This window comes from Saccharibacillus deserti, from assembly GCF_013618475.1.
Classification (GTDB): domain Bacteria; phylum Bacillota; class Bacilli; order Paenibacillales; family Paenibacillaceae; genus Saccharibacillus; species Saccharibacillus deserti.
This window is the reverse complement of the sequence record NZ_JABJVN010000006.1, coordinates 131836-146433: the sequence shown is the minus strand read 5'-3', so window position 1 is coordinate 146433 and position 14598 is coordinate 131836. Positions and strand designations below refer to the sequence as shown.

General features: G+C 58.5%; 13 protein-coding genes. 5 read left to right on the top strand and 8 right to left on the bottom strand.

Going from position 1 to position 14598, the window contains the following annotated elements; translation table 11 throughout:
- Positions 1-690 precede the first annotated feature (690 nt).
- Together HOP44_RS15880 and HOP44_RS15875 are read right to left on the bottom strand one after the other, a co-directional pair.
- Positions 691-1767 carry a threonine aldolase family protein gene (locus HOP44_RS15880; protein ID WP_172255031.1) on the bottom strand — a complete coding sequence of 359 codons (1077 nt, stop codon included), beginning with the start codon at positions 1765-1767 and terminating at the stop codon, positions 691-693.
- A gap of 91 nt (positions 1768-1858) precedes the next feature.
- Entirely contained in the window at positions 1859-2941 is a 1083-nt protein-coding gene (locus HOP44_RS15875; RefSeq protein WP_172255029.1) for a hypothetical protein, read from the bottom strand.
- Between the two features lie 172 nt (positions 2942-3113).
- Between HOP44_RS15875 and HOP44_RS15870 the strand changes: the two genes are divergently transcribed.
- The gene (locus HOP44_RS15870; RefSeq protein ID WP_172255027.1) at positions 3114-3851 is read left to right on the top strand and encodes a DUF4386 domain-containing protein; all 738 of its coding nucleotides are present in this window, start codon (positions 3114-3116) and stop codon (positions 3849-3851) included.
- On the opposite strand, the gene HOP44_RS15865 is transcribed toward HOP44_RS15870, so the two are convergent.
- From HOP44_RS15865 to HOP44_RS15850, 4 genes are all read right to left on the bottom strand, one after another.
- Positions 3826-4404 (bottom strand): Crp/Fnr family transcriptional regulator, encoded by a 579-nt coding sequence (locus tag HOP44_RS15865; protein ID WP_172255025.1) that lies wholly within the window; start codon positions 4402-4404, stop codon positions 3826-3828. The two genes, HOP44_RS15870 and HOP44_RS15865, sit on opposite strands and share 26 nt — an antisense overlap.
- Before the next feature lie 30 nt (positions 4405-4434).
- Positions 4435-5103: a GDSL-type esterase/lipase family protein gene (locus HOP44_RS15860; protein ID WP_172255023.1), complete on the bottom strand. Its 669-nt coding sequence runs from the start codon at positions 5101-5103 to the stop codon at positions 4435-4437.
- Between the two features lie 136 nt (positions 5104-5239).
- Entirely contained in the window at positions 5240-6355 is a 1116-nt protein-coding gene (locus HOP44_RS15855) for a DUF4179 domain-containing protein (RefSeq protein WP_172255021.1), read from the bottom strand.
- Entirely contained in the window at positions 6339-7124 is a 786-nt protein-coding gene (locus HOP44_RS15850; RefSeq protein ID WP_246369856.1) for an RNA polymerase sigma factor, read from the bottom strand. The genes HOP44_RS15855 and HOP44_RS15850 overlap by 17 nt, the downstream gene beginning before the upstream one ends.
- 23 nt (positions 7125-7147) lie before the next feature.
- Between HOP44_RS15850 and HOP44_RS15845 the strand changes: the two genes are divergently transcribed.
- From HOP44_RS15845 to HOP44_RS15835, 3 genes are all read left to right on the top strand, one after another.
- The gene (locus tag HOP44_RS15845; protein ID WP_172255019.1) at positions 7148-7834 is read left to right on the top strand and encodes an S-layer homology domain-containing protein; all 687 of its coding nucleotides are present in this window, start codon (positions 7148-7150) and stop codon (positions 7832-7834) included.
- 156 nt (positions 7835-7990) lie between these two features.
- The gene (locus tag HOP44_RS15840; RefSeq protein ID WP_172255017.1) at positions 7991-8290 is read left to right on the top strand and encodes an MmyB family transcriptional regulator; all 300 of its coding nucleotides are present in this window, start codon (positions 7991-7993) and stop codon (positions 8288-8290) included.
- A complete protein-coding gene (locus HOP44_RS15835) occupies positions 8287-8523 on the top strand; it encodes a hypothetical protein (protein WP_172255015.1) in 237 nt (78 codons plus the stop codon). Before HOP44_RS15840 ends, HOP44_RS15835 begins: the two co-directional genes overlap by 4 nt.
- A 236-nt stretch (positions 8524-8759) precedes the next feature.
- Here the strand turns inward: HOP44_RS15835 and HOP44_RS15830 are convergent, their stop codons facing one another.
- On the bottom strand, positions 8760-12023 hold the full coding sequence (locus HOP44_RS15830) for a glycosyl hydrolase 53 family protein (protein WP_172255013.1): 3264 nt from the start codon (positions 12021-12023) through the stop codon (positions 8760-8762).
- 493 nt (positions 12024-12516) lie between these two features.
- On the bottom strand, positions 12517-14016 hold the full coding sequence (locus HOP44_RS15825; protein WP_172255011.1) for a malate:quinone oxidoreductase: 1500 nt from the start codon (positions 14014-14016) through the stop codon (positions 12517-12519).
- Between the two features lie 288 nt (positions 14017-14304).
- Between HOP44_RS15825 and HOP44_RS15820 the strand changes: the two genes are divergently transcribed.
- Positions 14305-14526 (top strand): hypothetical protein, encoded by a 222-nt coding sequence (locus HOP44_RS15820; protein WP_172195971.1) that lies wholly within the window; start codon positions 14305-14307, stop codon positions 14524-14526.
- The last annotated feature ends 72 nt before the right edge of the window (positions 14527-14598 follow it).

Sequence of the window (14598 nt, the reverse complement as noted above, 5' to 3'; positions counted from 1 at the left end):
CGCCCATCGCGGAACCCTCTCTCCCGTCTATCTATTCAACGAATCCATAGAATAGAAGGACTATAGAAGACGGGGCGCTTCTTGTCAACTTTTTTCAGCGTCGCGGTTGGGTGGCAGAAGATCGGTCCCCTGCAGCCGACACCAGCACGTTCAGGAAGAATTCTAACGAATCGTCATAACGCCATCGGTGCAAATAAAGCGATTTGACAACCCAAAAGAAGCTTTAACGCTATGAGGATTCCTTAGCGGGCCGAAAGCGGCCAAATACGGCGTTTAGCGTTAACTGGTTTCGTTAAAAGAAACGGGTAAGCGTGCTCGCAGTCCATTTCTCCTGGCCAGCTCCTTCCCTCGGCGCCGTACCGCCGGCGTGCCCGCTCAGCGCTTCGCTTCCCCGCGCATCTCGCTCACCCGCTCAAGCCGGCTCCGCTGCTCCCTCGGTCGCATAATAGATCAGCGGCAGCGCGGCGGCGATCATCATCGCAGGCTTCCCGCCTCCGGCCGCAAGCAAGACGATGCAGCAAAAGACCTCGGTTTTCCGGACAGCATTAGCATTGATGTAGAATACGAGGAGCTATAACGTCATTAGAAACGGCCGCCGATTGGGCGGCCGTATTCCCGGATGTAACGCGTGTGCTTGTCCAACATCCTGTCCATCTCGCGCACGATATCGGCAGGCTTGCCCGGATTAATTCAACCTTTCCCAGAATTGAAATCGTCCAATTTATCCAAAACGGCCGCGGCGCGAATATCTTCGACCAATTCGTTCACTTCTTCCTCCGTTGTCCCCCAGCTTGTGCAGAAGCGAACAGCCGTATGGTTCCCGTCCACTTTGGCCCAGACGGAAAAAGAATGCTTCGCTTCAAGCGCCTTGAGCAGACGGTCCGGCAGGATCGGGAACTGCTGATTGGTCGGCGAAGCGTGGAGGAAGCCGAAGCCCATGCCGCCAAGCGCGTCTCGGAGCTTGACCGCCAGCGAGACGGCGCTGCGCGAGATCTCGAAGTACAGACCGTCTTCGAACAGCGTCTCGAACTGGATACCGAGCAGGCGTCCTTTGGCCAGCAGGCCGCCGCGCTGCTTGATCAGGTAGCGGAAATCGCGCTTGAGCGCTTCGTTCGTGATGACCACCGCTTCGCCCATCAGCGCGCCGAGCTTGGTGCCTCCGATGTAGAAGACGTCGGTCAGGCGCGCCAGGTCGGCAAGCGTTACGTCGCCGCCTTCGGCTGCCAGCGCATAGCCGAGCCGGGCGCCGTCGACGAACAGCGGCAGGCCGTATTCGCGGCAGACTGCGCTGAGCGCTTCGAGTTCCGCCAGGCTGTAAACGGTCCCGTTCTCCGTCGACTGCGAAATATAGACCATGCCCGGCTGCACCATATGCTGATGCGCGGCATCGTTCCAATGATCGAGATAAGCCTGCCGGACCTGCTGCGCGGTGATTTTGCCGTCTTGATGGGGCAGCGTAAGCACTTTATGCCCGGTCGATTCGATGGCTCCGGTCTCGTGTCCCGCGATATGCCCCGTATCCGCGGCCAGCACGCCCTGATGCGGACGCAGCAGCGCGGCGATCACGGTCGTATTGGTCTGGGTGCCGCCGACGAGGAAATGAACGTCCGCCTGTTCGGCATCGCACTCGCGGCGGATCAGCGCCCGGGCGCGGTCGCAGTATTCGTCGGTGCCGTAGCCGCCCGTCTGATCCATATTGGTCTCCAGCAGACGCTGCAGAATACGCGGGTGGGCACCTTGGGTATAATCATTTTCGAATCGGGTCATGAGTCATCTCTCCGTTTTCTGTATGGATAAAAAGCCGATGTCTCCATGATACCCTGTCCGACCTTATTTTTGTATATTTATACGTTAAATTTTATTGTTCTTGTTTGCGGTAGGCGGACGAAGAATGAAGAAACCTCCCTCCCCACAGCCCTATTTCCACCAATAAGAGTATAGCAATGATCCACGCTCCGCCGATCAATATCCATTCACGAAGGACATTCAACCAGGAGTGTGCATGCTCGGGGAAGATCCGCCCGCCCTGCTGCGTGAAGAAGTAGAACATCCCGAGCGTGAACAGCCTGGACCACTGCGCCGGCGCATAGACGCCGATCCCTTCGGCCCATCCGTATTTGCGGACGCGAAGCACCCCGCGAACGATTTCCGCTCCTTCCACCATCACGAGCACCAGCAGGGCGAAGATCCAAATTCCCAGCAGCACGCCGTCCGGGAAGACGGAAGATTTCAGCGCAGCGGCGCCCGTAATAGCGGCCGCGCCGTAGAGGATGCAGTTCGTTTCCGGCCAATCGTCCGCGAGATTCCAGCCTTTGCGAAGATAACGCATGACCAGCAGCGCCGCCGCGGCCAGATAGAACAGAATGCCGAGCAGCACCAGCACCCGGTAGATCATATACTCTTTGGCCCCGAACAATTCGTGCAGCATCAGCGAGACCGATTGAATCGCAACGACGGTCAGCAAAATAACGCCGTGCAGCTTTAAATTCCGCCACTGCCCGGCGATCTCGCCCGCCGCCAGCGAAGCGGCGAACAGGTAGAAGATCAGCAGGCCGGCGTTCAGGATGCCGAGCGGCACGAGCACCGAATGCAGCTCGGGGAAGTTGACGTGGGCGGCCGTCAGCGCGGACGACGTGCCCGCCACCCAGGTTCCGATCGCGAAGCGTCCGACCGGATCGTTCCAATGCCGGCTCTGGAAGCTGCGGTCCCGCACACTTCCGAGATAAGCCGCCAGCAGGCACAGCCAGAGCAGCAGCGTCAATCCGGCGGCGATCTGCGTGCCCGTCGATCCTTTGCCCGCAAAATGGACCAGCACTCCCTGCGTAAAAATAGCCAGCGCCATCACGCTTGCGGCGGATGCGGTCGGAATATCGGGCATGCGGACCGTCCAGGCGAGTATACAGGCAAGCAGAAACAGCACGGCAAAAGCGGCGAGCAGCATACCTATTCTCCTTTCCGGCTTCGATTCTACGAAACGGGTTTTCTCTGTAAATAGAAGGACCGGATACGGGATTTTGAAACAGGGGGGTGCCTCTTGACTTAAATCAAGGCGCCGGCGCCGGCCATTCTTTATGATGAACACAAAGCAGCATCATTCATAAGGAGGCAATCGCATGGAACACACGACAAAAAACACCGCGCAGCGGGGCGCGGCGGTGGCAGCAGGTATATCGCTGCTCATCATGGCCGCAGCGGCGGCACTCTGTTACGGCTGGATCCACGGCACAATCGTGATTCCGGACAACCCCGCGGCTACCGCGGCCAATCTCCGGTCTTCGTCCGCCTTGTTCAAAGCCGAAATCTTCGGCTGGCTGGTTATCTTGATCTGCGACGCAGCCGCAGCCTGGGCGCTGTACCTGTTCTTCGAACCGGTACACCGGGGATTGTCCCTGCTCGGCGCCTGGCTCCGTCTGGCGTATACCGCCATGCTGGGCACGGCGGTTGCCGCCTTGGCCGCCGCGCTGCTGCTGTCCGACCGGGGCGACGCTCTCTCGGCTCCCGGCCTGAACGATTCGCTGATTCTGCTGTCGCTGGATCTGTTCGACTTCGTCTGGTCGATCGGCCTTGTCGTGTTCGGTCTGCATCTGCTGACGCTCGGCCTGCTGGCGCTGCGCGCCGCTTCCCTGCCGCGCTGGATCGGCTTCCTGCTGCTGCTCGCCTCCGTCGGTTACGCGGCCGTCCATTCGCTGCGAATCCTGCTGCCCGAAGGAAACGACGCGGTCAGCCTGCTCGAGACGGTCCTTGCCGCTCCGATGGCCGCCGGCGAACTGGGACTTGCCTTGTGGCTGCTGGCCCGAGGCGGCAGACAGCCTGCCCTGCAGGCGCCTAAACGCTCTGAAGCCTTTTCTTGATTCGGCTCAGTGATTCGGGCGTCATGCCCAGATAACTGGCCAGCTGATGCTGCGGTACCCGCCGGGTCAGACCCGGGCGGCTCCGCAGCACTTCGCGGTATCGATCTTCCGGCGAAGAAGCGGCAAAAGCCGCAAAGTCCCGCTGCACTTTCCCCAAATGTTCTTCCATCATGCGGCGGGCCATCGACTCCAGCTGCACATGACGTTCGAACATGCCCCGCTCTTCCCCGAAATCTCCCACGACCAATACGCAGTCTTCCAGACAGGCCACAAAACAGTCCGACCCTTCTTCCGGTGCATACCGGTTGAAGCCGGCGATGGCCTGTTCTTCCGTGTAGAAATTCGAGGTCGTCTCTCTGCCTTCTTCATCGATTGCGTACTGCCGCAGGCAGCCCTGCAGCACGAAATAACATGTGGACGACATTTCTCCTTGCTCCAGCAGAATCGTACCTTTCGGATACTCCCGGATATCCAACTCGTCCAGAATGGCCCGGCGTTCCTGTTCGCCGAGCGAAGTAAACCTCTTCAGATATTTGTCCAGCTGCTGTTTCATAAGAGGCGCCTCCCTTCCTTGTCAGGCTCCCTACAAATAGGGGTGCAGATTGTCCCATACGATCTTGTAGCCGTTCGCATACAGATGGATCCCGTCCATCGTATACGCTTTGTCCAAATTTCCGGTATCGTCCGCAAGTCCGGCGTTTACGTCGAGATGCCCGATGCCGAGCCGGCGCGACAGGTCCGCTACCGCTTCGTTTGCTTCCCGGATCGCCCGGTTGCTGCGGCGCGAGAACAGATCCGCCGCGGCTGCCCGGTCCACGCCGGCAAATTCGTCGTCGGCATTGACCGGATAATACGCCAGCGTCACGATCCGGCAGTCCGGCACCCGCTGCTGCACCCGCTTCAGAATTTCTTCGTAACGGCCGATCAATCCGGGCAGTGTGTAATCCGGTTCGCCGATGTCGTTGGTTCCGATATTGATAAACAGCCGGGACGGTTCAAGTTCCAGCACGCATTCGTCCAGGGCAGCCAGCAGTTCTCGCGTCACGAACCCCGCTGCCCCGCGATTATAGAATGGAAACGCCGGTCCAAATGTCTGCTGCAGTTCGTGAACCGGGAAAAATTCCATCAGCGAAGAGCCCGCGAAGACGGTTTGCCCCCGGACGGCATAACGGTTGAGCAGCCGGTAGGCATCGATTTTGGCGCGTTTGTCGGGCGGCAGTTCGTAGGCAGCGGTTGCGGCGTCGGAACTCATGAATGATTCCTCCTTAAGTGGCTTGGATAGCACAAGCGGATAACAAAAACTTCTCTTCCATCCATATTAGAGGACTTCATAGAAAATGACCACTTCCTGAAGAAAGCGGTCATTGATGGATAAGAATCGGCAAAAGTCAAAAATCGGACGGAATCGGGATTGTCATCTCGATATACGTATACGGCTTGCCGTCCTGCTCGCCCGGCATCGCAAAGCCCAGTTTTAGCAATTCGGCTGTAGATTCAAGCGGTTCAAACTGGTAATATCGGTTGCTCCCGGCCTCGGAATCCGGTTCACCCATACCGGATAACATATCGTATTCCCGCTGAGAATCGTCATAGATGATATTGAACAATTCAAGATCATCGGCGTGAACGAAAGTCCCCTCTGTGTCTTCGGCTTTAGGACGCAGATGGATCAGAACCTGGGTTGTGACCGGCGTCAGAATAATGCGGTCGACGACGACTCCTTTTTCAACCAGTTCCTTCGGCATTTGGGGTTGTTCGATTATGGTTTTTGGAGTATTGGATTCAACCGGAACTTCAAATTCGAACGGTTTGTCCGCTCCCTCCAATTCCAGCGACAGAGAGACTTCGAACTTGTCCGGCAGCTCTTTTCCCAGGGCGTAGTCCATGGTCACGAGCACCGTGCCGTCTCCCGCAGGCCGATAGCTCGGATACAAAATCTGCTGCCCGTACAAAGCCGAGACTTTCTCAAGCATCCCGTGCTTGGGTCGATTAAGATCACCGTTGTTATAAAGCGGGCCTTCCCCTTCGCGGAAGACTTCCAGCGCGATACGCGTGCCGTCGAATACCACGTTCCTCACGCCGACGGTAAGATCCCCGATTGTTTCGCTCAGCTCGGAAGGCTGCACGAACCCTTCTTCTTCGGCCGTCCGCAATCCACGGTCTCCATAAATGGAGAAGATGCCTCCCAGAATCGGTATGGACTGCATGGACTTGGCAAACGACGGCGAAGCAAAAGCTATACCTGCCAAAGCGACTCCCAGCAGCAGTACACCCGCCGCGGCAATAGAGACGCCTCGGCGCAGTCTGGACAGTCGGCCGCTGTTTCGCTTGACCGGCTTGTTCCCCTCATTCGGCTTCTCGGCCGCTTCTCCGCTGCGGATCATCCGAAAAGTTTCTTCCAGCCGGGCCTCGACTTCCGCCGGAAGCTCGACCGGATCGGCTTGGCGAAGCGATGCCGTCGAATGACGCAGATCCGCATCTTGCTCATTATTTTGTCGCTTCATAGTGTTCCTTCCCTTCTTCCATCGGCTCAAGCCACTTCCGCAGTTGAATCCGGCTGCGCTTCAGCCTCATCTTGACCGTTCCTTCGCTGACACCCAATACACGCGCCGCTTCCGAAATTTTCATATCTTCCATGTATATGAGTACCACGGTCAAACGCAGCGGTTCTTTCAGCCGATCGACGGCTTCCCTCAATTCGATCACACGATAGTCCTCTTCTCCCCCGCCCTTTTCGGGAAGAATGCCGGGCAGCGACATACGCGCCTTTTTACGCAAAATGGTATTGCATTCGTTGATCAAAATCCGGTATATCCACGTTTTGAAAAAATCCGGTTCTTTTAACGAACCAACCGAACGATACGCTTTCAAAATCGCTTCCTGCAATGCATCGGCGCAATCAATAGGATCTCCCAGAATCGTTCTCGCCATTCGGTACATCGGGCCTTTCCATGCTTCAACCAGTTCCAAAAAAGCTTCCGCGTCGCCTTCCTTGGCTCGTACAGCCAAATCTGCTATATCCATATTGGCCAATGACCTTCCGCCTGCCAGCTTTCTTCGTTTACGGTATTCATCGTATCCTTCCTTTCGCGGGAAGCCCGGGCTTCTTGGTCTGTTTCCTTTACCTGTTTTGATGTCGACATGGATTGGATGCGCCGGCTTTGAATAAAGTAACGCAAGCCGAACTTCCTTTTTGATTAAATCCATGGAAGTCGCAACCTTTTCCGAAAGCGCTTCGTCTGGGTAGGCAGGAAAAAGAATACGGCGATTCATATCCGGATTCCCAGGAGGTTTCAATGATGGAAAAGAAATTCGCAGCATCCCTGATGTCCGTCTCTATCCTGACCGCTTCCCTCGGCGGCTCCCTGCTCGCGGCAGCTCCGGCGTTCAAGGATCTCAACGGCACGGACGGCCAGGCCAAGATCGAATCCCTTCAGCAAAAAGGCATCCTCAAAGGCGTAAGCGCCAACGCCTTCGCTCCGAAAGCTCCGGTGACCCAGGCGCAGGCTATGCAGTTTATCTCGAACGGCCTCGGCTTGTCCGCGCTCGAATACCCGGATGCCGATCCCAAGCAGACGGCGCACGACCTGTTCCCGGCAGTCAAGAACACGGCGTGGTACGCCGAAGCCTTCCTCGATGCCGCCCGCAGCGGCGCGAGCATACCGGGCACGGTCGATCCGTCCGCCAAAATCACGCGCGAAGATTACGTGGATTATCTGATCGACAGCCTGAAAACGGCGGGCAATCTGCCGATGATCAATATCTTGGCTCCCGAAATTGCCGACCAGGATCAATTCGATATCGAGCAGCTCGGCTCGACCCAGCTCGCGATTGCCCTCGAAATCGCGGAACTGGATGCCGACAAGAAATTCCATCCGCAGGATGAGATCACGCGCGCGGAAGCGGCGGTCATTCTCTACAATGCGGTCGATTATCTGAACCAGTTGAAGCAGCCCGTTCACATCCTGCCGATCGAAGAATAAGAGACGCTCGGCAGAAGCAAGTCACGCAAGTCCCCACGGGTTTGACAAAAACAGCCGGCGATCCCCCCCACCCTCGCCCCGGCTGTTTTTTTGTGCTGTCGAACGTTATGTCCTACAGTGGAAGTCGACGATCCCGATCGCGGAGAACGCAGTTATATGCTCTCGCTGGCGGAAGCGGATTCGGCCGCCGAAGCCGTTCCGCAGGCCCGGGTCGATCTCCCGCTGCTCCAGGCGCTTGCCGGGCAGATGGATTATCCGTGCTTCATTACCGACGATACCACGGACGTGCTGGCCTGGAACCGGGCGGCCGAGCTGACGCTTGACGATTTCGGAAACATGCCCGCTCGAAACCGTCACATGATGAATCTGACTTTCCTGGACACCGATTACCGCACACGCCTCGTCAACTGCGAAGAATTCGCCCGTTATGCCGCCGCTGGGACCTGTACGAAGTGAAGCATGACCATGTGTTGGCCGCCACGCTGCACCTCGCGGACGGACAGGAGCTTTATTTCGATATTCGGTCCGCCGGATACATCGATCATAACCCGGGCCTGACCTGGACGATCTTCGTTCCCCGGCCCGGTACGGGAACAGAGGAACGGTTGGCTCAGCTGCTCGCCGGGACCGGGCTGCGGAGGCCGATGGGAAAAGCCGGGGCGAATAGACGAAGCGGACAGACGGGATAAAGCAAGGTTGAGCCGAATAAAGCGGACAAAGCTGAACGGGGCGGGATAAGGCTGGACGGGGCAGGATAAGGCTGGACGGGCAGGATAAGGCTGGACGGGCAGGATAAGGCTGGACGGGCAGGATAAGGCTGGACGGGCAGGATAAGGCTGGACAGATCAAAAAGAAGGCGGCCGGGGATTCCCGGCCGCCTTCTTTTTTGTCTTTTTCACGGGCGGCGACGGACCGCCGCGGCTGTTCAGCGCGGCGAACCCTGCGCGGCCGCCTCGATATCGGCGAGCGCCCAATGCCCGGCCGGTACGTCCGGCCAGCGAGAGGCGTCCGGCGCAGCCGGCAGGGCACGGCCCAGGGCCCGGTTGAACACGGCCGCGGCTTCGGCGCGGCTGAGTGCCCGGTCCGGCTCGAAGCGGCCGTCCGGCAGGCCGAGCAGATACCCGGCCTGCCGCGCGCGGGCAATATCGCCCGCAGCCCAGTGCTTGGCGGTATCGGAGAATCCCGCCGCTTCAAGCCCCGCGCCGCTCTGCGTATGCAGCGCCTTCCAGCGCGCCAGTACGGCGGCCATTTCGGCCCGGGTGACGGGCCGGTCCGGGCCAAAAGCGTCTGCGCCGGTACCGCGCATCCAGCCGGACTCCGTCACGGCCCGAACCGCTTCGGCGGCCCAGCTGCCGGCCGCCACGTCGGAGTAAGCGCCTTTTGCGCCGCCCGAAGGCGCCGCCGTGCCGCTTACCCGCAGCAGCATCGCGGCCAGTTCCGCCCGCGTCACCGCTTGGCCCGGACGGAACGTGCCGTCCGGATAGCCCCGCAGATACGGCTGCGACGCCGCCGCCTGCCCGCTGCCCGGCTGCTCAGACGAGCCGGCAGGGTCTCCCGGCGCCGACGGTGCCGTCGGTCCGACAGGCGCCGGGATCGCCGGCACACCTGCCTGCGGCATCGGTTCAGGCGCCGGAGCCGGCGCTGCCGGTACCGAAGGCGAAGGAGTCGCGGGCGCGCCGGTCACCGGCGGTTCGCCGCTTTGACCTCCGCCCGGAGGAGGCGTTGCCGTCTCCAGACCGCGCACGAACGTCAGATAGAAATCGTCCAGCGTTCCCCAGGCATTCGCGTTTGCAATAACGGAAGCTCCGACCGTAAGGCTGCCGTTCTCGACGCGGATTTCTTCGATCTTCGGCTCGTTCCACTGCTGCCAGCCCGTGACGTTGGCTGCAGCGAAGCGTTCCTGACCGCCGCTCGAAGCCAGCAGCTTCATGGTGCTCTCTGCCGCGTCTCCGCCCTGGATCGCCATGGACAGGTTGTAATAACCGGGCGCAAGTCCCGTTACGGTCTGTGCAATCCGGAAATCCACGCCTTCCGGCGAATAGAAATGCAGCGAATATTGACCCGTCTTGGCATCGGAGGCTTTGTTCTGGTAAGCCGTGTGCGGAATACTTCCTTCGCCGTAGGCAATGGTCCACATGCTCCGGTCGCTGCTCTCGAAGCTTCCGTTCGGCAGAAGATTCTCAAGCTTGATCTCCAGTGCAGCCTGCACCTTATTCCCTCCTTCGACCGTACCGTCAATGAGGTAACGGCCCGGTCCCCGCGATACGGCCGCCTTCAGCGCAGCTTCGTCCCAGGCCGCAGCAAGCATACGGATACTTCCGTCGTTATACACCGCTTCGACCGACGCCGGAAGCGTCACCGGTTCGCCGGCATTGACCGACAAAGCGACCGACCGAACCGTGTCGACTTTGAGCGGAGCGACCGCGCCGGTATCGACGTATTTGAAGACGTTCAGCGAAGACAGAGGCCGTCCCGAGAAATCGAACAGCGCCTGATTGTCCACCGCGCTGCCGCCGTACCAGGCTCCCGCATCGTGCGGATCGTATTCGGCCGCATAGCTGGAAGCCCAGCCGGAACCGTACTGTTCCCACAGCGTTTTGTTATGTTCGAGGTCCGAGGCCGGACCGACCGGCAGCCAGGCCGGCTCCCAGTAGAAGACGCCGATGCCTGCATCGCCGACTTTTGCGACCGCATCGATCACGTTGCGTACCGAAGTCGCCTGTCCCTGCACGCTGATCGGATAATCGAGCGTCTGACCCGACTCTTTGGGAGCCGTATTGCCGTGACCGTCGCCTTCTTCGGCGGTGTAGGCATACGACGTTTCGGCGACCATGACCTTCTTGCCGGTCGCGTCCGCGACCTGTTTGAGCACGGCGGTCAGATTGCTAAGAGACCCGTGCCAGAACGGATAGTAGGAACTTGCGAACACATCGTAATCGACTTTATATTTCGCCAGTTCCGCCGCGTAACTCGCATAGCGGCCGGACGATTCCGGATTGGTGAAATGCAGGGCCACGAGAATCGACGGATCGATTTCGCGTACCGCCCGGCTGCCTTGACCGAACATCGAAGCGATCGATTTCCAATCTTTTTCCCCGACAAAAAAACCGTTCGTCTCGTTGCCGATCTGCACCATGCCGACGTTGACGCCTGCCGTGCGCATCTGCTCGAGACTGTTTTTCGTGTACGCGTAGATCTCTTCCCCTTTTTGCTCCACCGTATAGCCGGTCCAGGCTTTTGGCGTCTGCTGTTTGGCCGGGTCGGCCCAGAAGTCCGAATAGTGGAAATCGACCAGCACTTTCATGCCGCTGCCGGTCGCTCTGCGGCCGATTTCGATCGCTTTGGCGAGATCGTTGTCTCCGCCGCCGTAACCTTTGCCATCCGCCGTGTACGGATCGTTCCAGACGCGAACCCGGACGTAATTGACGCCCGATTCATGCAGCGTAGTGAACAGGTCTTTCGGGTTCCCCTGCGCGTCGCGATAGACAACGCCGCTGTTTTCGAGCGCGGTTACACTGGATACGTCGACCCCTTTGATAAAGCCACTGTCCAAACCGCTCACCTTTTGCACGAAAATGTCGCTCTGGACCGGCTGCGCAGCCCCGCTGTCGATCCGCGTCAGCCGAAGATCGTCCAGATAACCCCAGGCCTTGGCATTCCCGAAGATCGAAGCTCCGATACTCAGCTTGTCCGCCGGCTCCGCCAGCACAAACGTCAAAGACCGCTTGTTCCAGGTGTTATAGCCTGTCGTGGCCGCTGCCTCCGTCTGCTCCTGGCCCGCAAACAGCTGCACCTCGCCCGCTTCGCCGCCCGATCCGCCCATCGACTGCGCCGTCAGCTCATAGCTTCCCGCCGGCAGGTCGTATACGTTTTGACTGACCGTGATCTGCCGCTTGGAGTCCGCTTCGTTCTTGATCCAGTACTTGAGCGCGTGATCGGCTTCCTGCTTCGTGATCCACGTATCGTCCGTATAGGCAAACCGGCTCACTTCTACCTGATCCTCGTTGTCGCTTGCGACTTTCCACGAAGAATCGGTCCGGAAATCGCTCTCGAATCCTCCGTTGGCGACTGCCGGTTCCAAGGTTGGATTCCCCGCAGCGGCCAGTGTCCTCCCGGGTGAAACGGGCATTGTGCCCAGCAGCGTCACGACAGCCAACAGCAGCGGCCAGGTCCGTTTTTTTCGATTCATGTTCAGGTGTTCCCCCCTCTTTTTATAAAGCGTTTACATTTGGATGTGATCAATATAACAACCGCAGGGAAACGGAGATACGGGATTATTGCAACATTTCGTGTGTTTCGGAAAGGGATTGCGCTCAATCCCGGGATCGAACTTCCGTACAAGCGTTACGAGATCGGCAAAGACTTCCATATCCGCCAAAGGGATCCTCTATGCGATTCTGACCGGGGAATACGAGGCGGCTTCCGGGCAGGTACGCTTGAAAGGCATGTTCGGGCAGACGGAAACGCTTCTGACCGGCGTCGAAGCCGCAGAGCGGGTCCGAGCATGTTCGGTCCAGTCCGGCGGATAACCTGACAGGGCGCTGCCCGATGATATTCGGACTGATGCCTCCGACTCCGAACGCATCAAAAAAGCCTTCGATCCCAAGGGATCGAAGGCTTTTCCATGCTCGGAACGATGGCTTAGTCCTGCGAAGGTGCGCAGATCTAGCCCGCAAAGCCGTTTACCCGCGTACCGCCGCGATCTTCTCCAGCCCAAGCGCGTCGGCCGTCGAATCGAACAATTCCTGGAACAGCTCGGGATTGTCGGACAGCGGCCTGCCGTACGAAGGGATCATTTCCTTGATCTTCGGCTCCCAGTGCGGCATCTGCTGCGGGAAGCAGCGCTGCATCAGCTCGAGCATGACATGCACCGCGGTCGAAGCGCCCGGCGAGGCGCCGAGCAGCGCGGCGACGGAACCGTCCGCGGCGCTGACCACTTCCGTGCCGAACTGCAGCGTGCCTTTGCCCTGCGGCGTGTCCTTGATGACCTGCACGCGCTGTCCGGCCGTGACGACTTCCCAATCTTCGTCCTTCACGTCCGGGATAAACTCGCGCAGTTCGCTGATCCGCTGGGCGTTCGAGAGCATAACCTGCTGGACGAGGTACTTGGTCAAGCCCATTTCCTTGGCACCGGCCGCAAGCATCGTGAACAGGTTGCTCGGCTTGACCGAACCGATCAGGTCCATGTTCGAACCGGTCTTCAGGAACTTCGGCGTGAAGCCCGCGAACGGGCCGAACAGCAGCGCCTTTTTGCCGTCGATGTAGCGCGTATCCAGGTGGGGAACCGACATCGGCGGCGCGCCCAGCTTGGCTTTGCCGTACACTTTCGCATGGTGCTTTTCGGCGACTTCCGGCTTTTTGCACACCATGAACAGGCCGCTGACCGGGAACCCGCCGATATGCCGCGATTCCGGAATGCCCGTTTTTTGCAGCAAAGGCAGACTGCCTCCGCCCGCCCCGATAAAGACGAACTTGGCATGATGCCGCTCGACCATGTTGTTAGACAGGTTCTGCACTTTGACGATCCAGCCGCCTTCCGGCGCGCGCTTGATGTCCTTGATGCTGTGACGGTAATTCACCTCGACGCCCTTGGTCTTGAGATGATCGAACAGCATCCGTGTCAGCGCGCCGAAATTGACGTCCGTGCCGGAGTCGATCTTGGTCGCCGCGACCGGCTCGCTTGCATCCCGACCCTGCATCATCAGCGGGATCCATTCCTTGAGCCGCTCTTTGTCTTCCGAATATTCCATGCCCTGGAACAGCGGGTTTTTTGATAGCGCTTTAAATCGCTTATGAAGGAAATCCACGTCTTTCTCGCCGGTTACCCAGCTCATATGCGGAATCGGCCGGATAAATTCGTGCGGATTCGAGATCAGCTTGCGCTCGACCAGATGTGCCCAGAACTGTCTCGACAGCTGGAACTGTTCGTTGATATTGACGGCTTTGCTGATATCGACCGAACCGTCCGCTTTTTCCGTCGTATAATTGAGTTCGCACAAAGCCGCATGGCCCGTGCCCGCATTATTCCATTCATTGGAGCTTTCTTCTCCCGCGCTTGCCAGCTTCTCGAATGTTTTGATTTCCCATTCCGGCGCCAGCTCTTTCAGCATGGTCCCGAGCGTTGCGCTCATGATGCCGGCCCCGATTAAGATCACGTCTGTTTTTTTGAGTACGCTGCTCATAACAAAACCTGCCTTATCCCGTATATTTGCAAAAAGTAAGGCTCCACTCCGGAACTATTCTGTGTCTATTTCTTGTCTACTTTTACTATAAACCAAAATCCATTCAATTCCTATTTCCTTAAACGTATATCCCCCGAAAAAAGAGGCGAATTGGGTTTCTTCCATTGTACACCATTTGCCAAAGCCGCCCAAAGCCTCAATTTGTTTCGCCGCCCGCTTTCTTGAAACCCTTTCCGCTTTTTCGCGTAGCAGAGGGAACAGTTTAAATTCAAAGGAGATTGATCGATTTTGATGAAGCACAAGCGTTCCCTGATCCGTTTCCTGCTCGCCGCCATTATGTTTGTCACGGGAATCCTGATGCTGGATAACCTCGTTGCGGGTATCTTTGTTCTGTTTGTGGGTTTGTATTCGCTTGTCAGCGGCATTCTATGGCTGCGTGTGGAACGCCGGCCGCAGCCGCAGGGCAGCGAAGCGGTTGTCGTCAAACCGGGCAGAAGCCGCCGGAAATAATGCACGCGCCTTCCCGGGCTTTCGGACTCTATGAACAAAAACGGCCACAGCCGGCGGAAATCCGCCCGGTTG

Coding starts and splice junctions, on each gene's coding strand:
- HOP44_RS15880 (WP_172255031.1), bottom strand. CDS start 1,767: ATGACCCGATTCGAAAATGATTATACCCAAGGTGCCCACCCGCGTATT.
- HOP44_RS15875 (WP_172255029.1), bottom strand. CDS start 2,941: ATGCTGCTCGCCGCTTTTGCCGTGCTGTTTCTGCTTGCCTGTATACTC.
- HOP44_RS15870 (WP_172255027.1), top strand. CDS start 3,114: ATGGAACACACGACAAAAAACACCGCGCAGCGGGGCGCGGCGGTGGCA.
- HOP44_RS15865 (WP_172255025.1), bottom strand. CDS start 4,404: ATGAAACAGCAGCTGGACAAATATCTGAAGAGGTTTACTTCGCTCGGC.
- HOP44_RS15860 (WP_172255023.1), bottom strand. CDS start 5,103: ATGAGTTCCGACGCCGCAACCGCTGCCTACGAACTGCCGCCCGACAAA.
- HOP44_RS15855 (WP_172255021.1), bottom strand. CDS start 6,355: ATGAAGCGACAAAATAATGAGCAAGATGCGGATCTGCGTCATTCGACG.
- HOP44_RS15850 (WP_246369856.1), bottom strand. CDS start 7,124: ATGAATCGCCGTATTCTTTTTCCTGCCTACCCAGACGAAGCGCTTTCG.
- HOP44_RS15845 (WP_172255019.1), top strand. CDS start 7,148: ATGATGGAAAAGAAATTCGCAGCATCCCTGATGTCCGTCTCTATCCTG.
- HOP44_RS15840 (WP_172255017.1), top strand. CDS start 7,991: ATGCTCTCGCTGGCGGAAGCGGATTCGGCCGCCGAAGCCGTTCCGCAG.
- HOP44_RS15830 (WP_172255013.1), bottom strand. CDS start 12,023: ATGAATCGAAAAAAACGGACCTGGCCGCTGCTGTTGGCTGTCGTGACG.
- HOP44_RS15825 (WP_172255011.1), bottom strand. CDS start 14,016: ATGAGCAGCGTACTCAAAAAAACAGACGTGATCTTAATCGGGGCCGGC.